General features: G+C 57.4%; 17 protein-coding genes. 12 read left to right on the top strand and 5 right to left on the bottom strand.

All coding sequences use genetic code 11. From position 1 onward, the window contains the following. Nucleotides 1-250: 250 nt before the first annotated feature. The gene (locus BN1190_RS13105; RefSeq protein ID WP_040287455.1) at nt 251-1,024 is read right to left on the bottom strand and encodes an SDR family NAD(P)-dependent oxidoreductase; all 774 of its coding nucleotides are present in this window, start codon (nt 1,022-1,024) and stop codon (nt 251-253) included. Nucleotides 1,025-1,349: 325 nt separating this feature from the next. Between BN1190_RS13105 and BN1190_RS14910 the strand changes: the two genes are divergently transcribed. From BN1190_RS14910 to BN1190_RS13090, 3 genes are all read left to right on the top strand, one after another. After that, nucleotides 1,350-1,571 (top strand): hypothetical protein, encoded by a 222-nt coding sequence (locus BN1190_RS14910; RefSeq protein ID WP_144036111.1) that lies wholly within the window; start codon nt 1,350-1,352, stop codon nt 1,569-1,571. A gap of 569 nt (nt 1,572-2,140) precedes the next feature. Then, nucleotides 2,141-2,857 carry a uracil-DNA glycosylase family protein gene (locus BN1190_RS13100; RefSeq protein ID WP_052461877.1) on the top strand — a complete coding sequence of 239 codons (717 nt, stop codon included), beginning with the start codon at nt 2,141-2,143 and terminating at the stop codon, nt 2,855-2,857. A 607-nt stretch (nt 2,858-3,464) separates the two neighbouring features. Continuing rightward, the gene (locus tag BN1190_RS13090; protein ID WP_244898737.1) at nt 3,465-6,932 is read left to right on the top strand and encodes a right-handed parallel beta-helix repeat-containing protein; all 3,468 of its coding nucleotides are present in this window, start codon (nt 3,465-3,467) and stop codon (nt 6,930-6,932) included. Here BN1190_RS13090 and BN1190_RS13085 read toward each other — a convergent pair. After that, nucleotides 6,918-7,349: a hypothetical protein gene (locus tag BN1190_RS13085; RefSeq protein WP_040287452.1), complete on the bottom strand. Its 432-nt coding sequence runs from the start codon at nt 7,347-7,349 to the stop codon at nt 6,918-6,920. The two genes, BN1190_RS13090 and BN1190_RS13085, sit on opposite strands and share 15 nt — an antisense overlap. Before the next feature lie 160 nt (nt 7,350-7,509). Here BN1190_RS13085 and BN1190_RS13080 point away from each other — a divergent pair, with 160 nt between their 5' ends. Beyond that, on the top strand, nt 7,510-8,781 hold the full coding sequence (locus tag BN1190_RS13080) for a RidA family protein (protein ID WP_040287451.1): 1,272 nt from the start codon (nt 7,510-7,512) through the stop codon (nt 8,779-8,781). Nucleotides 8,782-9,308: 527 nt separating this feature from the next. On the opposite strand, the gene BN1190_RS13075 is transcribed toward BN1190_RS13080, so the two are convergent. Together BN1190_RS13075 and BN1190_RS13070 are read right to left on the bottom strand one after the other, a co-directional pair. After that, on the bottom strand, nt 9,309-10,004 hold the full coding sequence (locus BN1190_RS13075; RefSeq protein ID WP_040287450.1) for an N-acetylmannosamine-6-phosphate 2-epimerase: 696 nt from the start codon (nt 10,002-10,004) through the stop codon (nt 9,309-9,311). Then, complete coding sequence (locus BN1190_RS13070; RefSeq protein WP_040287449.1) at nt 10,001-11,551, bottom strand: maltose/glucose-specific PTS transporter subunit IIC; 1,551 nt, start codon at nt 11,549-11,551, stop codon at nt 10,001-10,003. Before BN1190_RS13070 ends, BN1190_RS13075 begins: the two co-directional genes overlap by 4 nt. Before the next feature lie 133 nt (nt 11,552-11,684). Between BN1190_RS13070 and BN1190_RS14905 the strand changes: the two genes are divergently transcribed. Then, a complete protein-coding gene (locus BN1190_RS14905; protein ID WP_040287448.1) occupies nt 11,685-12,479 on the top strand; it encodes a MurR/RpiR family transcriptional regulator in 795 nt (264 codons plus the stop codon). A gap of 504 nt (nt 12,480-12,983) precedes the next feature. Here BN1190_RS14905 and BN1190_RS13055 read toward each other — a convergent pair. After that, a complete protein-coding gene (locus tag BN1190_RS13055) occupies nt 12,984-14,777 on the bottom strand; it encodes a M3 family oligoendopeptidase (protein ID WP_040287447.1) in 1,794 nt (597 codons plus the stop codon). Between the two features lie 91 nt (nt 14,778-14,868). Between BN1190_RS13055 and BN1190_RS14900 the strand changes: the two genes are divergently transcribed. The 7 genes from BN1190_RS14900 to BN1190_RS13025 all read left to right on the top strand — a co-directional run bounded on the left by BN1190_RS14900 (nt 14,869) and on the right by BN1190_RS13025 (nt 21,922). Continuing rightward, nucleotides 14,869-15,084 (top strand): hypothetical protein, encoded by a 216-nt coding sequence (locus BN1190_RS14900; protein ID WP_144036109.1) that lies wholly within the window; start codon nt 14,869-14,871, stop codon nt 15,082-15,084. Between the two features lie 45 nt (nt 15,085-15,129). Further along, complete coding sequence (locus BN1190_RS13050; protein ID WP_082023414.1) at nt 15,130-16,752, top strand: helix-turn-helix domain-containing protein; 1,623 nt, start codon at nt 15,130-15,132, stop codon at nt 16,750-16,752. A gap of 90 nt (nt 16,753-16,842) precedes the next feature. Further along, on the top strand, nt 16,843-18,291 hold the full coding sequence (locus tag BN1190_RS13045) for an aldehyde dehydrogenase family protein (RefSeq protein ID WP_082023413.1): 1,449 nt from the start codon (nt 16,843-16,845) through the stop codon (nt 18,289-18,291). 43 nt (nt 18,292-18,334) lie between these two features. Next, nucleotides 18,335-19,216, top strand: coding sequence for an NAD(P)-dependent oxidoreductase (locus BN1190_RS13040; protein WP_040287443.1), 882 nt, complete (start codon nt 18,335-18,337; stop codon nt 19,214-19,216). Between the two features lie 36 nt (nt 19,217-19,252). Continuing rightward, the gene (locus BN1190_RS13035; RefSeq protein WP_040287442.1) at nt 19,253-20,053 is read left to right on the top strand and encodes a DUF3100 domain-containing protein; all 801 of its coding nucleotides are present in this window, start codon (nt 19,253-19,255) and stop codon (nt 20,051-20,053) included. After that, on the top strand, nt 20,053-20,505 hold the full coding sequence (locus BN1190_RS13030; protein WP_040287441.1) for a hypothetical protein: 453 nt from the start codon (nt 20,053-20,055) through the stop codon (nt 20,503-20,505). The genes BN1190_RS13035 and BN1190_RS13030 overlap by 1 nt, the downstream gene beginning before the upstream one ends. 118 nt (nt 20,506-20,623) lie before the next feature. Continuing rightward, nucleotides 20,624-21,922 carry a Zn-dependent hydrolase gene (locus tag BN1190_RS13025; protein ID WP_244898716.1) on the top strand — a complete coding sequence of 433 codons (1,299 nt, stop codon included), beginning with the start codon at nt 20,624-20,626 and terminating at the stop codon, nt 21,920-21,922. Nucleotides 21,923-21,950: the final 28 nt, after the last annotated feature.

The following is a 21,950-nucleotide window of genomic DNA, read 5'->3' as shown; positions in this document are numbered from 1 at the left end:
AAGAGGGGCGGATGGGGGAGGGATATACACTGAATTGTGTCCGGATGCCGATATATTCGGCGAAGTGTCCGATATCCCGGCTGAAATGTCCGATACCCGTCGCCAAATGTCCGATAAGTCCGTCCATATGTCCGATACGTCACGGGATTTGTCCGATATCCTCAGTACGGGCACTCAATGATCAATGAGAAAAGGATCCTCTCCCGTAAACAGGGAGGGGATCCTTTTCTAACAGCTGTCTTTGTGATGATCACTGCTGCATCTTGCCGGCAGTGTAGCCGCCGTCGACAGCGAGCGTGACGCCACTGATCGAGCGAGCCATATTGGAACAGAGGAAGACAGCTGCGTCCGCCTGCTCTTCCGCCGTGGACATGCGTCCGGCCGGCAGCGTCTTCAGGACGCCTTGGTACTGCTCCGGCGATGTCTGCGCCCAGTGCTCGATGGCCGGTGTGACCGTAGCACCCGGTGCGATGGAGTTGATGGTGATGCCTTTTTGACCGTATTCGAGTGCGACCGACTTGGTGAGGCCGACGATTGCGTGTTTCGATGCCGTGTACGGCGCCATGTTCGGAGAGCCTTCGAGTCCTGCGCCGGACGCCGAGTTGACGATTGCACCGCCGCCGGATTTCAGCATCGCGTTGACTTCATGCTTGATGCAGTAGAAGGTACCGTACAGTGTGACTTTCAGCGTGATGTCCCAGTCCTTGGACTCCATGTCGCCGATCGGCACGAGCCCTTTGTTGATGCCTGCGTTGTTATGTGCGAAATCGAGCTGGCCGAACGTCTCGACTGTCTTGTCGACGAGGCCGATGACCTGTTCTTCGTCGCTGACGTCACATTTGAAGAACGCCGCTTCGCCGCCCATGTCCTTGATGAGCTGGACCGTCTCTTCGCCTGCTTGTTCATTCACATCCGAAACCATCACTTTCGCGCCTTCCCGTGCGAAGGCAAGTGCTGACGCCCGTCCGATCCCTGAACCTGCTCCGGTCACGAGACCTGCTTTTCCTTCCATCATTCCTGTCATATGCTCCACTCCCTATCCGTATTTTTGAATTGACTTGTCAGATACTATCTACCCGTTCCGCCGGGGAATGCTAATCATGTGTCCCTGGACTGTCATTGATCCTCACAGAAGCATCTTCTTCAACAAGTTTGCGTATATGGGAGGCTCCCATACCTTGTACTCCGCAGGACGATGACAACATAGGTTACCGGTCTGCCCGTTGATAGTCCTGCCACAGATTTTCGTGTAATTAGTTTACTCTTTTAATGTTAAGGTATTTGCCGGGAATAGTAAAGGTTTCTGCATAACAGGTTCCGTGAAATGCGTGTCGGCGGTGGTGCATTTTTTGAGCCGCCGCGGAAAACGAGCTGCGGACGGATACCGTTTGGCTCTTGAATTGTGTCCAGATGTCGATAAATTCGGGGAAGTGTCCGATATGCTGGCTCAAGTGTCCGATACATCCGTTGAAGTGTCCGATACATCGCGCCATATGTCCGATACGTCCCGCCATATGTCCGATATCGCCTTGAGAAGAGCTGGCTTGTCGGTTTCCTGCGCGCCGGGATGAGCTGTTTTAGAAGGTAGGTCGCCGCGGTCGTCGTGTCCCCAAGGAAAACGAGCGGAGCGAGCACCAATCAGGGGTTGAATTGTGTCCGGATGCCGATAAATTCGGGGAAGTGTCCGATATGCTGGCTCAAGTGTCCGATACATCCGTTGAAGTGTCCGATATCACCCGCCAACTGTCCGATACTGTGGCGTGAGTAGCCGTGACCCACAAAAAACCGTGCAGCGGACGTTCTCCGCAGCGACCTCTTTCACGTGTGCCGTCTCCGCCGGATCGTTCCAGATGGACGGGCAGTCGCGGACGTAGTCCAGTTTGTAGTCGGCGCCTGCCGCTTCGCACGTCGATTTCACGTTCTGCTTGAGCGCCTGTTCGATCAGCCGGCGGAAGTCAGGCTGTGAAAGTGAATGTATTTGTTTTAATTCTCATCTATATTAATTTATATATTATTTTTCGTAGTAAAAAACTCTTCCTTTTCCTTTGTTTTCTGATAAAATCGGAAATATGAGAAAGTATGGTATATCATTAGCGCACCAGATGAGTACCCCGAGTGCTGCAGGAAGGAGTGGAGACTCTTGGAGAGGGTCATCGATTTGCATCTGTCATTCATGGATTGGCTGAAGCGGGAAGAGGAGGTGCAGGAGGAACTGGCACGCGAAGGGATCTACATATTGCCCGGTTTTGCTGAACAGGCGGAACTGGGCAGGCGGTATTATAATACGTTCTATTCCAAACCGGGTCACCGCCTCGTCCTCTGCGGCATCAATCCGGGTCAATACGGTGCCGGGAAGACGGGTGTCCCGTTCATCGATTTTGATGGGATCAGCCGGCTGATGCCCGGGGTGGACATGCACGGCCGCAAGCCCGAACAGGAGCGGGCTGCCCAGTTCATGCTGTCTGTGATGGAGGCCTATGAGGCGGGCGGGTTCCAGGATGCCGTGTACCTGACCAATATATCTTGGTATGGATTCATGCGGAACGGCAGGAATTTAAATTACTATAATATCCCTGGGTCCGTCCGCCACCATTTCATCGATTCCTTCCTGGCCGAGATGGCGATTGTGCGGCCGTCGGCAATCGTCCCCCTGAGCGGGGAAGTGCAGCGGACGCTTAGGCAGCTGGCAGACGCCGGAAAACTTGAGTATCCGCTCGCCGAGAGTCTGCCCCATCCGCTCCACAGCTCATTCCCGTCGAATGTGAGCAAATGCCGGGCGAGGTATCACGCGTGTATCGAGCACTTCACAGGCCTCCGCCCGAAGCGGGATAAGGCATCTTCGGAACAGCCAGTATAGCCCGTTAAGGGGGTGATCTTGAATCTGTCACGAGGATACTCTGTGAAGCCGTTATGACATCGGTATTTCGGTAAGCGCATCGGTGGGAACAGATTGGCTTATGACAGGCAGGATGATTGCGACCGCAGCGGATGAGCATTCTCCTTGTCCGCGCAGACAGCCGCCCGGAGACAGTTCTCCGGACGGCCGTTTTGCGTGGAACAAGCCGTTTGCGCTGTCAGATGGTTCCGCAGTTTCCGTTTCGTCCACCCTCGCCGTGCCTGCCCGAGGGCGATCCGTCGGGTCTCGGGGGAGAGTGAATTGTGTCCGAGTGCCGATATATTCGGCGAAGTGTCCGATATGTCGTGCGAAGTGTCCGATAAGTCGGGGAATCTGTCCGATACTCTGCGCGATGTGTCCGATACTTCGCGGGAAGTGTCCGATATGGCCGGCGCAGAGCGTGAAAACAGCGGGGGAGAAAGCTGTTCATGCAGCACTGCGACAGTGAATTATGGTAAAATGAGAATATATGTTTCTGCACGGGAACTTGTGCGGGTGTTGATTAAAAAGTAATGCGTTCGGTGTGTAAATGAAGTCCACTATTGGAGAGGAGGCGGGGGATTTGGCGGTGATTCAAGTATCAGGGGACCAGGACGCAGCCTGCACAGCGATACAGGCTGCGCTTGACGATGCGCAGCCGGGGGACCGTATTGAAATCGGAAATGGGAGTTATTACGAGACTCTCCTTATAGATAAGCCGCTGACGCTCAGCAGTGCCGGCAAAGAGCCGGATGCTGTCCGTCTTGCGGGCGGTGTGCGGGTCGCTGCGGCTGGGGAAGTCCATCTTGAGGGGCTCACGATCGGCGCGGACGCGCAGCCTGCAGGACTCCAGGCCGATTCCGGACAGGTGACCCTCCGCCGCTGCCTGTTCTCCGGTATCCAGGGGCATCCCCTGCAGGTGGAAGCGGGGGCCAAGGTGTCCGCAAAGCAGACGGTGTTCCGGAAGAATCTCGGCGGCATCCGGGTGTCCGGGCGGCTGGTCCTGTTCGGCTGCATCGTCGAGGAGACGGTCGAAACTGCGCAGATTTCAGTGCGCGACGGCGGGCAGGCTGCGCTGACGGAGTGCGGCGTTCTCGGCGGCCAGCAGGAAGGACTTCTGCTGACGGGGGGCAGCCGGGCGATCCTGACGAAAAGTTCGTTCATCGGCAATGGCGGCGCGCAGCTCCGTGCGGAACAGGAAAGTTCGGTGGAGGCGGATGACGTCCGTGTCCTCGTCGGCAACGGTGCGGGGTTTTCATTCGACGCATCAGACGGTGTCCTGCGGAATTGTGTCTTCCGGACGCAGGCAGCGGCGCAGATCGAAGCGGCTGATGGTTCGGATGTGCAGCTGGTATCCTGTGTGCTTGAAGACGGCGGAGCGGCCGGTATGATGGTGAGCGGATCGAAGGCCGGGATTTCCGCCTCGCGGTTCAAAGGGCAGGCAGGCGACCAGCTCTTCTGCACGGACGGCAGTGCGGTGACCGTCAAGGGGACCGAGCTGCTGTCAGGGGCTGCGGGCGGACTGCTGTGCGATCGCTCCGCGTGCACCTTCCTCGGTTCGAAGGTCCACTATCACCAGAGCACGCAGCTGTCGGCGAGGAATGAAAGCGCATTGACGCTGATCGACTGTGATGTGACGGACGGCAGGGAAAGAGGGATCTCTGTCGCTGACAGCCGGCTCCGGGTGTCCGATTCGGTCATCCGCCGGCATGCCGGGGTGCAGGTATCGGCGTCCGATGAATCGGATGTGACGCTGTCTGCCTCCGAAGTCGCGGGCGGCGGCAGTTCCGGCGTGCTCGTGAAACAATCGTCACTTCAGGCGTCCGGGAGTACGGTATCCGCACATCAGGGTTCGAACGTCCTGCTCGGCTATGCGGCAGCTGCGGAGATCACCGACTGCCGGATAACGAACAGCGGGAAGAACGGACTGCTGGCGGGCCGGGGTGCGCGTGTTTCATTGGAACGGACGGCGCTGTTCCGGAACAGGCGGACACAGCTCGCTGCGGAGGAATCCGCGGAGATTTCGATGACGGTGTGCGAAATCTACGACGGCAGTGCATCTGGGCTGGAATTGGTACGCGTGCAGCAAGTGTCGGTGGCAGATGCCAAGTTCCACAGCCATGCGGATGATCAGGTCATCCTGCAGGCATGCCCGTCCGCTGCGTTCCGGGCAGTGCAGGTTATGGGCGGTATGAAAGCGGGTCTGCGGCTGGAACAGTCGGCGCCTGTCCTTGAAGACTGCCTGTTTGCGGAAAACCGCGGAGGCGATTTGGCCGCGGCAGATGGCAGCGAGCCGCAGCTGATCAACACGAAGCTTGCGATGGCGCGGCCGGCGGGTGTCTCAGAGGCTCCGCCGCCTGTGGACAGCATGGCGTTCAGTGATCCGCAGCTGCTCGGCCTCCTCATGGAAGAACTGGATGGGTTCATCGGGCTGTCGGACGTCAAATATAAGCTGAAGAGCATGATGAGTCTCATGGAGGTCAACCAGTTCAAGGCGGAACGGGGGTTGAACGCAAGCCCGACATTGGCGCCCCATATGGTGTTCGCGGGCAATCCCGGCACGGGGAAGACGACTGTCGCACGGCTGATGGGTGCGTTCTTCAAGTGGCTCGGCCTGCTTGAAAAGGGCCATCTCGTCGAGGTCAAGCGCGAAGACCTCGTCGGCACGCACGTCGGAAGTTCCGAGGAGCTGACAAAGGCGAAAATCAAGGAAGCGATGGGCGGTGTGCTGTTCATCGACGAAGCGTACACGCTGGCTCCGGGGACCGCAGCCGGCAATGACTATGGCAAGAAGGTCATCGACACACTCGTGCCTACAATGGAAAACCATCGCGGCGGGTTTGTCGTAATCGCTGCGGGCTACCCGGCGGACATGGAGCGCTTCCTCGCAGCCAATCCGGGGCTGAATGACCGGTTCACGGAACAGATCACGTTTACGGATTATACACCGGATGAGCTGATGGAGATTTTCCTGATGCAATGCGGGAACGGCTATTCACTGACGGCTGCGGCGGAGCGGGCGGTGCGGGACGTGCTCACATCGCGGTACCGGACGCGGGGTGAAACGTTCGGCAACGCCCGGATGGTGCGTACGCTGCTGGAACAGATCACGCAGGCGCAATCGATGCGGATTGCTGCACTTCCGCGTGATGAATGGACCGAAACGGTACTGACGACGCTGGAAGAGGAAGACGTCTTGCGTGCTGCGGGTGAGCGGGAGCACGCGGGCTATGAGGTGCCGATCGACGAAGCGCTGCTCGCACGGAAACGGGAGGAACTGCACCGGTTCATCGGCCTGGCGCAAGTGAAGGCGGAGATCGACGAACTGATCGAGCTGACACGGTATTACCGCCGCGAAGGGCATCCGGCCGATAAACTGATGAACCATACGCTGCTGATCGGCAAGCCGGGCACGGGCAAGACGGAAGTCGCCCGCGTGCTCGCCGGCATCTATCAGGCGCTCGGCCTGCTGGAGCGGGGCGAGCTGATCGAAGTCGACCGCAGCAGCCTGGTCGGCACGCACATCGGTGAGACGGAAAAGCGGACGGCGGAACAGATCGAGCGGGCGATGGGCAGTGCGCTGTTCATCGACGAAGCATATACACTCGCAGGCGGCGGGGCGAATGATTACGGCCAGAAAGCCGTCGACGTCCTGCTGAAGCAGATGTCCGACCGGCAGGGGGAGTTTCTTGTGCTTGCAGCGGGGTATGAGCGGGAGATGGAACAATTCCTCGACAGCAACCCGGGGCTGCGCCGGCGGTTCGGGCTGACGCTGCATTTCGACGATTATACGCCGGAGGAGCTGCTCGCGATCACCGAGCTGTCGGCGGAAGGCTATACGCTGTCGGAGGAAGCGGAGGAAGTGCTGCTTGCGCACTACGAGCAGCTGTATGCTGCTCGGGATGAAAACTTCGGCAACGCCGGTCTCGCGAAGAAGGTGGCGCGGGAGATGACACGGAAGGTGGATTACCGGCTGGCGGTCGCGAGCCGGAATGGTGACAGCCTTCCTGCAGCAAAGGAAATCACGCAGGAGGATCTTGTTTTATTGGAAAGTTGATAGGGTTGTGGAGGGGAGGGCATGACGCTGCGTCGTGCTCTTTTTTTGTGGGGCTGAACGGGTGAATTGTGTCCGGATGCCGATAAATTCGACGAAGTGTCCGATAGTGCGTGCCGAGTGTCCGATACCTCCGGCGGATTGTCCGATACTTATGGCGATCTGTCCGATACCGCCCGTGATTTGTCCGATATGGCTCTGGCGAGAGCGGGCGAGCTTGTCGATTTCTGCACGTCGGAGTGCCTGCAGGGCACTGGCGGGCTGCCGCGGGCAAGACGGCTCTGACAGAAACGAGCGATAGCGAGCACCATTCAGGCCCTTGAATTGTGTCTGCCTGCCGATAAATTCGGCGAAGTGTCCGATATGGCCCGGGCGGACGAACGCTGGCCAGCTTCCCGTGTCGTGGAACGCCAATCGCATAAAAAAGGTTTCATGCGGTCTTGCAATTTCATAAAAACAGCATTTTTCGAAAACTGCCGTGGTATGGTTGTTGAATGGGTGAGACCGGAAATGGCATACCTTCGGTCGTGTGAACACCGGACGCCGTACATAATTTTTCATTGAAAAGGGGACAGAATCCATGACAAACTTCAACGCAGTATCCGCAACAAATACGGAGCACGCACCGATCGAACAGGGCCTATCTTCGCAAAGCGCCGCATTCTCCCACTACAACAACCTGTCGGCACAATTGCCGATCGATCCGTCGACAGGGAAATTGGTCGCTGGCGGTATCAAAGAGCAGGCAGAACAGTGCTTCAAAAACATTGAAGCGATCGTCAGCAGCCTGAATCATGTCATGAGCGACGTTGCGCGTCTCAGCGTTTTCGTGAAAGACATCCAGGACATGGATGCGGTGGATGAAGTATTCAAGACGTACTTCCCGACCTATGTGCCATCCCGCACGACAGTTGCCGTCGCGGCACTGCCGATGGATGCCTTGGTACAGATCGAGGCACTCGTGACGCACGGTGAAGGGACGATTCCGAACGCACCGCAGGCGGGCGATCTCATCAAGCTGACGAACAACACGCCGAATGCGCCGGTGGACGCGCTGTCGACGCAGACCGTATCGTTCTCCCACTACAACAACCTGTCAGCACAATTGCCGATCGATCCGAAGACGGGCCGCGTCGTTGCCGGCGGTGCGAAGGGACAGGCTGTCCAGTGCCTGAAGAATATCAAGGCGATTCTCGAGGGCATCGATGTACCGTTCGATGATATCGTGAAGACGACCATCTTCCTGACAGATCTTGCGGATGCAGACGTGGTGGATGACGTTTATAAAACATTCTTCCCTGATTCTGCGATCGCCCGTGCGGTTGCCTATGTACCAGCACGGACAGTTGTGGAAGCAGCTGCACTGCCCCTTGGCGCGTCCGTCCAGATCGAAGCAGTCGTCTCACACGGCGACGGCACACCGCCGCAGGAAATCGAAGACCGTCACGGCATCGTGATCTGGGCGCGGAACACAGACAATGCGCCGAAGAATCCGCTGTCCACGCAGACAGTTGCATTCTCGCATTACAACCACTTGTCCGCACAGCTGCCGATCGATCCATCGACTGGTGAACTGGTCGCTGGCGGCGCGAAGGAGCAGGCGGCACAATGCCTGTCGAACATCAAAGCGACCGTGGAAAGCATCGATCACGTTCTCGAAGACACAGTGAAAGTGAACGTGTACGTAAAAGACCTGTCGGATCTCGATGCAGTGGACGAAGCATACAAGTCGTTCTTCCCGGAAGGCACACCGGCCCGCCGCGTGGTTGGCGCGTCTGCACTGCCACACGGAGCATTGGTCCAGATCGATGCAATCATAGGAAACGCGGAAGGCACACCGCCGAACGCATAATGAATACAGTTCCCCCGCTGGCCTGACAGATGGCCGACGGGGGTTTCTATGTGGGTGAATTGTGTCTGGATGCCGATACATTCGGTGAAATGTCCGATAGTGTGCGCCAATTGTCCGATACTTCCGGGGAAGTGTCCGATACCTCGGGCGAAATGTCCGATATGTCGCGCGAAGTGTCCGATACTTCCCGAGTTATGGCCGATACAGCACGCGGGGAGAAGAGCGGGCTTGCCGGTTTTCTGCGCGGCACGAGGGGTGGCAAGCACTCGGAGAGGTCGCCGCGGACACGGGTCTTCCTTAGAAACGAGCGTCAGCGAGCACCAGTCAGGCCCTTGAATTGTGTCTGGATGCCGATACATTCGGCAGAATGTCCGATAGTGTGCGCCAACTGTCCGAAACTTCCGGCGATATGTCCGATACAGCACGCCATTTGTCCGATACCTCCGGCCAAGTGGCCGATACACCGAGCGACTCAGAAAAACAGCCGGCAGGGGATCGACTCCCTGCCGGCTGTTCACCGTGACTCCTTATAAGTCCGCTCCGTGCAGTTCACGGACGAATTTCTTCGTGATGTCGCGCGGGCGGGTGATGGCGCCGCCGACGACGGCTGCGTAGGCGCCGAGGTCGAAGGCGCGCTTCAGCATGGCGGGGGTTTCGATGTTGCCTTCCGCGATGACGGGCGCCTGCACCGCTGCGATGACTTCCTTCAGGAATGCAAAGTCGTTATGGTGGATCTTGCGGCCTTCCGTGTCGGCCGTATAGCCGTGCAGGGTCGTGCCGATATAGTCGAAGCCGAGCTGCTCGGCACGGACCGCTTCTTCGGCGGTCGCGATGTCCGCCATCAGTTCGGTGCCGGGCGCTTCGCTGCGCACGTAGCGCAAGAGATCCTCGATCGGCTCTGCTGGACGCGCTGCAAACGTGGCATCCATTGCGATCACGTCACAACCGGAGCCGAGCAGTTCGTCAATTTCCTTCCGGGTCGCGGTGATGTAGACGTCCGATCCGTCGTAGTCCCGTTTGACGATGCCGATGACCGGCAGCGTGACTTCCTGCCGGATGGCTTCGATGTCCGCCTTCGAATTCGCCCGGATGCCTTTTGCGCCGCCTTCGTAGGCAGCGAGCGCCATTTTGCTCATGATGAAGGACGAGTGCAGCGGTTCATCCTCCAGTGCCTGGCAGGAGACGATCAGGTCGGACGGCAGTTTCAAGTTGCGGTTGCTCATTGTTCCAGCTCCTCTTCCACTTCGTTCTTGATGATCGATACATGCGGGCCGTAGACGACCTGGACGCCGGTGCCGTTCATGATGACGCCTTTGCTTCCGGTCGGGGCAAACAGGTCCTGATCGACGAGTGCCGGGTCTTTGACAGTCACACGCAGGCGGGTCGCGCAGTTGTCGAGGTCCAGAATGTTATCTTTGCCGCCGAGTGCGTCGATGATCTGATGCGGCCGGCTGCCCTGCGGATCGACGGACGGCGCAGTTTCACCATCAGCCGCCGGTTTTTCATCCTCACGGCCTGGGGTCTTGAAGTTGAACTTCCGGATGACGAACTTGAACGTGAAGTAGTACAGGAAGAACCAGACGATACCGACCGGAATGACGTACATCCAGTTCGTCTTCGCCTGCCCCTGCAGCACACCGAACAGGATGAAGTCGATGAAGCCGCCGGAGAATGTCTGGCCGATCGTGATGTTGAGAATGTCCGCCATCATGAAGGCGAGCCCGTCGAAGATCGCATGGATCAGGTACAGGACCGGAGCGACGAACAGGAACGAAAACTCGAGCGGTTCCGTGATCCCGGTCAGGAACGAGGTCAGCGCGGCCGACAGCATGAGGCCGCCGACGACCTTCTTATGCTCAGGCTTCGCCGTATGGTAGATCGCAAGCGCTGCACCGAGCAGGCCGAACATCATCGTGATGAAGCGGCCGGACATGAAGCGGGACGTGCCCTCGAAGAACCGGGTCGTGGTCGGATCGCTCAGCTGGGCGAAGAAGATGTTCTGCGTCCCCTGCACCAGGTGACCGCCGATCTCGAGCGATCCGCCGAGGCCGGTCTGCCAGAACGGCAGGTAGAAGATATGGTGCAGGCCGAACGGTCCGAGCATCCGGAGAATGAACCCATACAGGAACGTACCGATGACGCCGGTCGCATTGACGAGACTGCCGGCTTCCGCAATGAGGTTCTGGAACAGCGGCCAGACGAAGTACATGACCGTTCCAAGGATGATGGATGAAAACGCCGTGACAATCGGGATGAACCGGGAGCCGCCGAAGAATCCGAGATACTGCGGCAGTTCGATCTTATTGAACCGGTTGTGCAGCAGGCCTGCCATGATACCGACGATGATTCCGCCAAACACGCCCATTTCAAGCGTCTGGATGCCGAGCGCGGTACCTTGACCGACAGCAGACAGGTTGTCCTCGGCAAGACTTCCGGTGATGATCAGGATTGCGTTGATGGTCGCATTCATGACCAGATAGCCGACGAGTGCGGCAAGCGCCGCGGTCCCTTTGTCGGCGCGGGCAAGTCCGATCGCAATTCCGACAGCGAAGATGACGGGCAGGTTCGCAAAGACGATGCTGCCCGCACTGCTCATGATCGTGAAGAGCGCCTGCGGGAACGCCTGGTCAAGGAACGGATAGGAGACGAGCGTGTTCGGATTCGACAGCGCCCCGCCGATGCCGAGCAGGAGACCGGCAGCCGGCAGGATTGCAATTGGAAGCATGAACGACTTCCCGAATTGCTGGGCTTTACCGAAAAAGTTTTTCATTAGTTATCACCATCCTGGAAATGTTTTTTATAGAATAGCAAGCAATGTGCAAATTGTCAATATGGTCGGAAAGCCGCAAGGGCAGGAAATGATATGCTATCATGAAGAAAACTGGGCGAAGAGGGGAACGAGCATGGACTTTAGAAACCGGCTGCAGAAGTACAGTGCGGAATTCACGGAAAACGACCGGAAGATTGCCGGGCATCTGATGGAGGACAAGCACGTGACGCAGAAATCCATCACGGATCTCGCGAAAGAAATCGATGTATCCCCTTCAAGTATCACCCGGTTCTGCAAAAGGATGCAGTTCGACAACTTCCAGCAGCTGAAGTACGCGCTGCTCGAGTCGTCGGCGGACCGGGAGCGGGAAGAGGACGATATCAAGCGGGTGTCGGATCTGTATGTGACCGTCATCCGTTCCACGCAGCAGTTCCTGGAGATGGAGCAGATCGACCGGATTGCCGAGCGTCTGCAGCGGGCCGACCGGGTGCTGTATTGCGGAGTCGGGAATTCCGGGCTGATCGCCAAGGAATTCAACAGCCGGACGGAGCGCATGGGAATGGACACAGCCGCGATGACGGACGCCCACACGATGGTGATGCGCAGTGCGCTGCTCGGCGAACGCGACGTGCTCATGTGCTTCTCGGCAACCGGGAAGACGCAGAGCGTGCTCGCCGCGGCTCGCGAAGCGAAAGCGAACGGCGCCGGCCTGATCGTCGTGACGACGAGCGGCGCTGAGGAGCTGACCGATCTCGCGGATGAAATCGTCTTCGTCGCGAACCATGTGCTCGCAGCGGACGACAAGTTCGTCAACACGCAGATTTCGAGTCTGTTCTTTTTGGATGTGCTGACGTATCGGCTGCTCGAGGATCCCGAGCTGCAGTCGGAGCGGGCGAAGACGCTGGCCGCGCTGGAACGGTTCCGGTGATCGGGTGAGGGGAAAGCGCGGGCGGTCTATTGGGCTGCCCGCCTTTTTGAATTGTGTCTGGGTGCTGATACATTTGGTGATGTGTCCGATATGTCGTGCGATGTGTCCGATACATCGGGGCAAATGTCCGATAACTCGGAGCAAATGTCCGATACGCCTCTCGATCTGTCCGATACGCCATCGAGCGGAGGGAAAAGCGGGCTTGCTGGTTTGCTGCGCGGCAACGTCCTGTCCTGGAACTGGCGGGCAGCCGCGGGAGTGGCGGCTTCCTCAGAAACGAGCGTCAGCGAGCACCATTCAGGCCCTTGAATTGTGTCTGGATGCCGATACATTCGGTGATGTGTCCGATATGTCGCCCGATGTGTCCGATACATCGGGGCAAATGTCCGATAACTCGGGCGAAGTGTCCGATACTGTCCGCCAAATGTCCGATACGCCATGTTTCCAGCAACGAAAAATGCCCGGCTGTCCCTCTGTAACAGAGAGACGGCCGGGCCGTTTCGTTTAATTCGCTGTCAGTTCCAGGAATTCCTGCACGTCATCCGCACAGAGCCGGATGGCGTTCTCCCAGAAATCCGGTTTCGTTAGATCGACGCCGAGGTGTTTTTCGGCGAGGTCCTCGACGGTCATGCGGCCGGTGTCCTGCAGCAATGCGATGTAATCGTCCTCGAACCCGCTGCCCTGTTCAAGAGCGTGGGCGTAGATGCCGAGGCTGAACAGGTAGCCGAACGTGTACGGGAAGTTGTAGAACGGCGTGCCGGTGATGTGGAAATGCAGCTTCGACGCCCAGAACATCGGGTCGTATTCGGCGAGCGCGTCGTTGTACGCTTCCTTCTGCGCGTCGACCATGAGCTGGTTGAGCTTGTCGACCGGCACCATGCCATCCTTGCGTGCTTCGTAGAATTTCAGTTCGAACAGGAACCTTGAGTGGATGTTCATGAAGAACGTCACGCCGCGGCGTACTTTGTCTTCCAGCAGAGCAACTTTCTCTTCTTTTGTCGCTGCCTGTTTGACGGCGGCGTCCGCCAAGATCATCTCGGCGAACGTCGACGCCGTTTCCGCGACGTTCATGGCGTAGCCTTGGTTTTTCACGTGCAGATCGTTCATGACGTGCTGATGGAAACCGTGCCCGAGTTCGTGGGCGAGTGTCGCGAGATTCGATGCGGTTCCCGAGTACGTCATGAAGATGCGGGTCTGCTCCTTGTTCGGGAAGCTCGTGCAGAAGCCTCCCGGGCGCTTGCCGGCACGGTCCTCCGCCTCGATCCAGCGGTTTTCGAACGCCTTCTCCGCAAAGTCGGCCATCTTTGGACTGAAGTTGCGGAACTGCTCGATGATCCGGTCGGCGCCTTCCGTGTATGTGTACGTCGTTGCACTGCTGCCGATCGGCGCACCGATATCGTAGATGCTCAGCTTGTCGAGGCCGAGCAGCTGCGCTTTGCGGTCGAGGAACTCGGTGAATACCGGTTTGCTGCGCTCGATCGCACCCCACATGGCGTCGAGCGTCTCGCGTTTCATCCGGTTCTTCTCGAGCGGCTCGTGGAGGATATCATCCCAGCCGCGGTGCTTGTACACCTGCAGGCGGAAGCCGCCGAGATGGTTGAGCGTCTGGCCGAAGAGAGCTGCATTCTTCTGCCATTCGTCCTGGATTTTCTGGAACAATGCTTTCCGTTCCCCGTCGTCCGGTGTCGACATCTTATTGGATGCCTGCCCGATCGAGTACTGCTTCGTCTCGCCGTCCTCCTCGATCGGCACGGTCATGCTGCCGACAATCGTTTCGTACATCTGGTTCCACGCATGGTAGCCGTCGACGGACAAGTCCCCGATGAGCACTTCCTGATCGAGCGGCAGCAGTTCCATCGCCCGGCGTCGCGCTTCCGTCAGCGGGAAGGCGATATCGCGAAGTTCGTCCGACTGCATCAGTTCATCCCATTTCGAGTCATTGACCGCCTTCAGTTTTTCATCAAGTTTCGTGCCGACAGCAGCCATCTTCGCGCCGAGTTCCCCGCGTTTCGCGACCCAGACCGCAGCATTTTCATCATTCACATCCTGTGCGCTCAGGCAGCTGATGTATGCAGATACATCGCGCAGCTGCTTCTGCACCGGCGACACGGCATCCATGATGGCCCCGAGTGTTTCGGCCGTCGCCTGTCCGGGATCGAACTGATCGATCTGCTTGTCGATCCGGCTGATCTCTTTCTTCAATTCATCCACCGTCTCCTGCAATTCCGCGGACGTGCTTCCGCCTTTGAATATCTGGTCCAAGTCCCACTTCGGATTGAATTCCTTCGTCTGTGCCAATCGAATCGCTCCTCTTTTGAAAGTATATTCTAAGTATAAAGATAGTTTAAGAGAAAATCCATGATCCGGACTTTTCGGGTTGGGAAGTAATATGGCTGAGGTTATTGAATTGTGTCCAGATGCCGATAAATTCGGTGAAGTGTCCGATATGCCGCGCGGTGTGTCCGATATGTCCGGGCAAGTGTCCGATATGTCCGGGCAAGTGTCCGATATGCGCAGCGAATTGTCCGATACATCACGGCAAGTGTCCGATATGCCGAGGAGTGTGTCCGATTCCCCCAACACCCCTCTTGTCTCAACCGCTTAAATGTCTGATAATTGAAGGAATATCAACATCAGAAAGGGTGAGAGGATGGCTGCTCGAGAAGGGATGGAGTTGCGGAAGGCGACGGAGCTGCTGGAGGTCAATACGATGCTGACAGAGTCGCTGGAACTGGAGGAGATCCTGCATATGGTCATCCGGGCGGCCTCCCGGCTGGTGGAGGCGGCGGATGTCTTTCTTTTGTACCTGTATGACGAGGAAACCCGGATGCTGCGATTTGCAGGAGGGGAAGGGGTCGATGAAGACGCCTTGCGTCAGATTGCATTCGCGGAAGGGGAGTCGATCACCGGAAAAGTGTTTTTGGATCGCCAGCCTAAGCTGTTCACGTCCCGCCGGGAGATCGAAGCCCATATGGAAAATATGACTGAAGAAAACGAGCGGCATTATGCAAAGGGCGTCTACCAGCAAGATATCAAGAGCACGTTCTGTGTTCCGATATTGAATCGGGATCGCTGTCTGGGCGTAGTGGTTGTCAACAGTTACCGGCAGGACGGTGTGTTCACCGTAGAGGATATGAAAGTGATTGAAGTCATGGCGGGGCAGAGTGCGATCGCCATTGAAAACGCACGGGTCTATGAGGCTCTCCGACAAAAAAATTCGCTGCTGGAAACGTCGGTGTCGATCCACAATGTGTTCTATCAGCTTATGATCGAAGGGCGGGGTCTTCAATCGATCCTGACGGCGCTTGAAAGAATGATCGGTTCATCTGTGGTTTATCGAACACAGCCGGTGAAAGCGGACAGGGAATCCGCCTTTCCGATCCGGCGGGGCACCGAAATGCTCGGCTTCCTGTCGTTCGACCGGCCGTTCGCAACGTTCGGCAGCATGGAAAAGCTCACCATTGAGCAGGCGAGCCTGTCGATTGTATTGGTGCTCATCAAAGAGAATGCGCTGTATGAAAAAGAGCTCCATTTCCGGGAACAGGTATTCAACCGTCTGCTGAGCGGCTTATCAGGACAGGAATTGGAGGCGGCCCTGCGTTATGTGAACTGGCGTCCGGATACGATGGTGCAGTGCATCCTGATCGAAGGCAGCCGGAAACCGCTGTGGGAACCGGACCAGCTGATCGGTAAGGAGCAGATGGTGAAGTACGTGGAACAGGCAGTCCGATCGGAACGTCCGGATGCGCTCATCTTCACTCATGCGTTCCAGCTCATCGTCCTCTTGCCGGTGGATGAGGCACAGCCGGCGCAGAACCTGATGCGGCAGCTGCGTGAGCGGTGGCCGGGCGATGGCGATGCTGTCTTCGGCATCGGCAGGGAGACTCCGATCCAGGCACTCGAAGTGACCTATCAGGAAGCAGCCCGCTCTGCCGGTTATGCGAAACGATCCGGCATTCCGATTGTCGAGTATTCGATGCTCGGCCTGGAACGGCTCCTCTATGAAGTCGACCGCGAACTCCTGGAACGGTTCGCAGAAGACAAGCTGCACCGGCTTCGCGATGCTGGTCCTGTGCTGATCGGCACGCTGGATGCATACATCCGCTCTAACCGCAGCCAGAAATCGACAGCGGACAAACTCCATGTCCATCCGAATACGCTGTACTACCGTCTGAAAAAGATTGAAGAGCTGCTTGAAACCGATTTCGGCAATGAAGCCGAGTGGATTGACACGGTTGTCGCATTCCGTATTTTTATGGAGATACACGAATAATGGCGATGAAGTTAGTAGGTAACTACATATAATTTTCTCTAAGATTGATTTATCATAATAGATAGACAATTATCGAGAGGGGATGTATATGTGAGTGCCGTATATCATAATTATATTAATGGAGAGTGGGTGGATTCGGGAACTGGCGAGACCTATGCGAGCCTGAATCCTGCCAACGGGGATGTGCTGGGATATTTCCAGAAGTCGGATGAAAGTGACGTGGAACGAGCCATCCAGGCTGCTGAGACAGCATTTTCGGACTGGGCGGAGACTGCTGCGCCGATACGCGGGGATGTCCTGTTCACACTCATCCGCCTGCTGGAGGAACAGAAGGCGGAACTTGCTGAAATCATTACGAAGGAAGTCGGGAAGTCGTACCGGGAAGCGAATGGCGAAGTCCGGAAAACGATTGAGGCGATGAAGCAGTTCAGCGGGGAAGCGACCCGTATGACTGGGGAAACCGTACCGTCCCACGACGCTGGGATTTTCGCGTGCACGATCCGCGAACCGCTCGGCGTCGTCGGCGTGATTGCGCCTTACAACTTCCCGCTCGGCATCGGGATCTGGAAAATCGCTCCTGCAATCATCGCAGGCAATACGGTCATCTTCAAACCAGCGAGCAATACGTCGCTCATCAGCATCAAGATCATGGAGCTGTTCGAGCAGGCGGGTGTCCCGGCAGGCGTCATCAACATGGTGACAGGTCCGGGTGGTGTGATCGGCAATGCGATCGGCAGCCATGAGAAGATCCGGGCGGTGTCCTTCACAGGTTCCACGCAAGTCGGACTCGCGCTTGGCAAAGCAGTCAGCGAACGCGGCGCAAAGATGCAGGCAGAAATGGGCGGCAAGAATGCCTCCATCGTACTGGAAGACGCCGATCTGGATGAAACCGCCGACAATCTCATCGTCAGCGGATTCTTGGATAATGGACAGCGTTGCACAGGCACGAGCCGGCTGATCGTCCTCCGCGCGATTGCAGAGGAACTGACGGAAAAGCTTGCCGCCCGGGCACGGAAATTGAAGATTGCGGATGGTTTCACGGAAGGCGCGGATAACGGACCGGTCGTCGATGAAGGCCAGCTGAAGACGTATCTGCACTACGTGAAATCTGCTATCGACGAGGGTGCGGTGCTTGAATTTGGCGGAGAACAGCTGCTGGAAGACGGACTGGATAAAGGATTCTTCGTTGCACCGACATTGTTCAGCGGTGTGACGAAGGACATGACGATCTTCAAGGAGGAAATCTTCGGTCCGGTGATTGCGATGACAGTGGCTGATACGTATGAAGAGGCTCTTGAACTCGCCAATACGAGCGAATTCGGACTGTCATCGACAATCTATACGAATGATTTGAAAAAGGCGTTCCATTTTGTGCGCCACATCGAATCCGGTGTGACACATGTGAATATCCCTTCCAACTACTTCGAAAATCAGTACCCGTTCGGCGGCAAGAAGGCCTCGAGTATTGGACCGCGGGAACAGGGATCGACAGCGCTCGATTTCTGGACGGACTACAAGACGGTCTACATCCGTCCGTGACGGCGGATGATTCAGCGGAGTACGAGATGACAGGAGGGATATCATGCAGAAAATCGGTGTAATCGGCTGTGGGCTGATGGGTTTTGGAATGGTTGTGAACTTGTTGAAAAAGGGATGGAAGGTCACCGCCTTCGATGCGGATCCGGAAGCGGTCCGACGGGCAGCTGAGGAAGGCGCGGAGCCTGCTGCTTCGGCGGCAGGGCTTGCACGGAGCTGCGATGTACTCGTTTTGTCGCTCCCGTCGACGGATCTGGTGCAGAGCGTGCTGATGGATGGACGTGAAGGTGTCTTGCGGCATTTGGAGCAGGGCAGTATCGTACTTGACATGAGTACGAATGACGTGGAGTGCACGAGGAATTTCGAGCAGGCCGCACGGGCGGTCGGCATAAGTTACTTCGATTGCCCGGTGAGCGGCGGACCTGCTGGGGCACGGTCCGGAACGCTTACAATCATGGTGGGTGGTGACGAGGAGGCGTTCTCGCAAGTAGCATCGGTGCTGGGAGATATGGGCAGCCATGTCGAGTACATGGGGCCGAGCGGCAGCGGGCAGATCGTCAAGCTGTGCAACAACATGGTCGTCGGCGGTATCATTTCTCTGCTGGCGGAAGCACTCCTGACGGGGGAGAAGGCGGGCATGCCCAAAGAGCGGCTCGCGGAAATTTTTCAAAAAGGTTCCGGACAGACGAAAGTAATGGATGTGTTCGGCCCGTCGATCATAAAGGGAACATTCGATGATGTGACGTTTTCACTCGCGAATATGCTGAAGGATCTGACACTCTACCGGAATCTGGCTGGATCGGAAGGGGTCCCGACTGCAGTCAGCGATGCGGCCTATGACCTGTTCACCCGCGCCAGTGCGGAAGGGAATGACAGGCGGGATTCGACAGCAGTTGCGAAAGTTCTTGCCAATCAGTTACTTCACTGATTTAATAGAATGAATTAATTCACAGGGGGGATTGGAATGGCAGGAAATGAGAACTCTCTTGAGGGGATCTGGAAAGACTGGCGGCTGCATGCAATTGTGCTCGGCATCGTCCTCGTCACGGAACTGATCGGCACATTCAAGATTCCGGTAGGTCCCGGCGTGATTTTGCTGCTGCCGATGCTGTATGCGCTCGTTATAGGTCTTGTGCTTTATTTCACGCCTGCCGTGAAGGAGAAGCAGTCGAAGAATGCAGAACCGATCATCGTACTCGGTGTGTCGCTGCTGCTCGCGAAAATTGGGGTCATCATCGGACCGTCGCTGCCTGAAGTGATTGCAGCCGGACCTGCGCTGCTGCTGCAGGAGCTCGGGAACCTGGGAACGATCCTGATCGCCCTTCCGGTGGCGATCTGGCTCGGCATGAAGCGGGAGGCGGTCGGCATGACGCACTCGATCGGCCGGGAACCGAACGTCGGGCTCATCATGGATAAGTTCGGCATCAATTCACCGGAAGGCCGCGGCGTGATGGCGATGTATATCTTCGGGACGGTGTTCGGTGCGGTGTTCCTCGGTCTGATATCCGGCCTGCTCGCAACACTGACACCGCTCAGTCCGCTGTCGTTCGCGATGGCGTCCGGTGTTGGAAGCGGCAGTATGATGGCGGCCGCAAGCGGGTCGCTGATCGCCGCCTTCCCGGAAATGGAGTCGCAGATCGTCGCCTTCTCAGGTGCGAGTAACTTGCTGTCCCTGTCGACAGGCCTCTGGGTGAGTATCTTCATCGGGCTGCCGATGACGGAGAAGATCTATTCGATCATGACACGGAAACGGGAGGGGTACTGATGCTGAAAAACGTTCAGGAATGGATATTGCTGCTCGGAATCTTCGGCATCACCGCCCTCGTCGGCAACTGGGCCGGGTACGATATCCTGCCGCTTACTGCGATTCCGGGCATGATCACACTGATCGTCATCTGTCTTGCGGGGTTCATCCTCCGGGAGCTGATTCCGGTGAACTTCCCGAGCATTGCCTATATTTCGATCATCGGTGTTCTCGTATCGATGCCGTGGTTCCCGGGGTCCGGCAAGATCGTGGAATGGACATCGCACGTGGAGCTGCTCGCCCTGGCGACGCCGATCCTTGCGTATGCGGGAATTGCGATCGGCCGCTCGTGGACGGACTTCGTCAAGCTCGGCTGGCGGACGGTCGTCGTCGGTGCGCTCGTCATGCTTGGGACGTTCCTCGGCTCGGCTGTGATTGCGGAACTAATTTTGCGGTTCCAGGGGATCATCTGATAACGTGGAAACAAACTGCCTGTCCGGCCGGCTGCGGGCAGGTTTTTTCGTGTGCACGGCGAATAGGAGGAGTATGGAGCACGAAGGTCCGGATGAGTATCCGGAAGGAGGGGGGGTCATGATGGTTTTATCCAATACATTATTTTCAAGATTGACGGCGGGGTATAACGAATCGCTGTCCTGCGGCGGTGTAGACGGGCAGCGGGTCGCCGAGCGGCTGAGCATGCTGTCGGAAATTGGCCGGACGGCGGAGGGCGGCGTGGACAGGCCCGGCTTTTCATCCGAAGAAAAACAGGCGAAGGCGCTTGTGATGTCCTGGATGGAAGAGGCTGGACTGCATGTGACAACGGACGGGGCAGGCAATGTGATTGGCCGATTGGAAGGCCCGGAACCGGGCAAGGCGATCCTGTCGGGGTCCCATGTGGACAGCGTGCCGAACGGCGGCAACTTCGACGGACCGCTCGGTGTGATCGCTGCGCTGGAAGTGGCGGAAGCGTGGAAGGAGACCGGAGTGCAGCCGGCAAAACCGTATGAGGTAATCATCTTTTCAGATGAAGAGGGCTCGCGGTTCGGCTCGGGTCTGACAGGCAGCCATGCGATGGCGGGTGAGCTGACGGAGGAACGGATTGCCAGCCTGTGCGATGCGGACGGCAGGACGTTCGCAGAGGTGATGGAGGACTATGGAACTTCAGTGGAAGCCGTCCGGGCAGCCGCACGGGATATGGATGACATAGCGCTGTATGTCGAAGTGCATATTGAACAGGGGAAACTGCTGGAGCGCACGGGCTTATCGGTCGGTGCGGTGGAAGGCATCGCGGGACCGGTCTGGATGGATGTGACATTCGAAGGGACTGCGGGCCACGCGGGGAATACACCGATGGACGACCGGCGTGATCCGCTCGTCGCCGCGAGCCATTTCGTCCACGTCGTCTCCTCGCTGCCGCGGAAATTCAGTGACACGGCAGTTGCGACGGTTGGCAAGCTAACTGTCAGCCCGAACGGTATCAATGTCATTCCGCAGAAAGTCGAATTGACCGTGGATGTCCGTGATATCCACAAGGACAAGCGGACGCAGCTTGTGGAAGCGATCGTCGGCGCGGCACAGGTGTCAGCGAACATGCACAATGTGGATGTGACGACCCGTCAAATGCTTGCAGTCGAGCCGCTTCTCGTCCCAGAACACTTGCTCACCGATATGAACGAAGCGATCCGACAGTTCGGCATGCCGGCGATGGACCTCGTCAGCGGTGCGGGTCATGATGCCATGGTGATCGGCCGCAAAGTTCCGGCCGCGATGCTGTTCGTAAAGAGTGCGGGCGGCGTCAGCCACAATCCGGCAGAATGGACCGACTTGAACGACTGCGTCAAAGCGGTTCATGTGCTGAAGGCGTTCATCGAGAAACAGATGGAAGATTGAATGGTTTGCATAGCTGATGGACGGATCC

The sequence above is a fragment of the Sporosarcina koreensis genome (assembly GCF_000826145.2).
GTDB classification, from domain to species: domain Bacteria; phylum Bacillota; class Bacilli; order Bacillales_A; family Planococcaceae; genus Sporosarcina; species Sporosarcina trichiuri.
Note: the sequence above shows the minus strand (reverse complement) of the source record. Positions and strands in the feature narration are given on the sequence as shown.

Coding starts and splice junctions, on each gene's coding strand:
- BN1190_RS13105 (WP_040287455.1), bottom strand. CDS start 1,024: ATGACAGGAATGATGGAAGGAAAAGCAGGTCTCGTGACCGGAGCAGGT.
- BN1190_RS14900 (WP_144036109.1), top strand. CDS start 14,869: ATGGCTGAGGTTATTGAATTGTGTCCAGATGCCGATAAATTCGGTGAA.
- BN1190_RS13030 (WP_040287441.1), top strand. CDS start 20,053: ATGCTGAAAAACGTTCAGGAATGGATATTGCTGCTCGGAATCTTCGGC.
- BN1190_RS14905 (WP_040287448.1), top strand. CDS start 11,685: ATGGACTTTAGAAACCGGCTGCAGAAGTACAGTGCGGAATTCACGGAA.
- BN1190_RS13075 (WP_040287450.1), bottom strand. CDS start 10,004: ATGAGCAACCGCAACTTGAAACTGCCGTCCGACCTGATCGTCTCCTGC.
- BN1190_RS13085 (WP_040287452.1), bottom strand. CDS start 7,349: ATGCGATTGGCGTTCCACGACACGGGAAGCTGGCCAGCGTTCGTCCGC.
- BN1190_RS13070 (WP_040287449.1), bottom strand. CDS start 11,551: ATGAAAAACTTTTTCGGTAAAGCCCAGCAATTCGGGAAGTCGTTCATG.
- BN1190_RS13025 (WP_244898716.1), top strand. CDS start 20,624: ATGATGGTTTTATCCAATACATTATTTTCAAGATTGACGGCGGGGTAT.
- BN1190_RS13050 (WP_082023414.1), top strand. CDS start 15,130: ATGGCTGCTCGAGAAGGGATGGAGTTGCGGAAGGCGACGGAGCTGCTG.
- BN1190_RS13080 (WP_040287451.1), top strand. CDS start 7,510: ATGACAAACTTCAACGCAGTATCCGCAACAAATACGGAGCACGCACCG.
- BN1190_RS13040 (WP_040287443.1), top strand. CDS start 18,335: ATGCAGAAAATCGGTGTAATCGGCTGTGGGCTGATGGGTTTTGGAATG.
- BN1190_RS13035 (WP_040287442.1), top strand. CDS start 19,253: ATGGCAGGAAATGAGAACTCTCTTGAGGGGATCTGGAAAGACTGGCGG.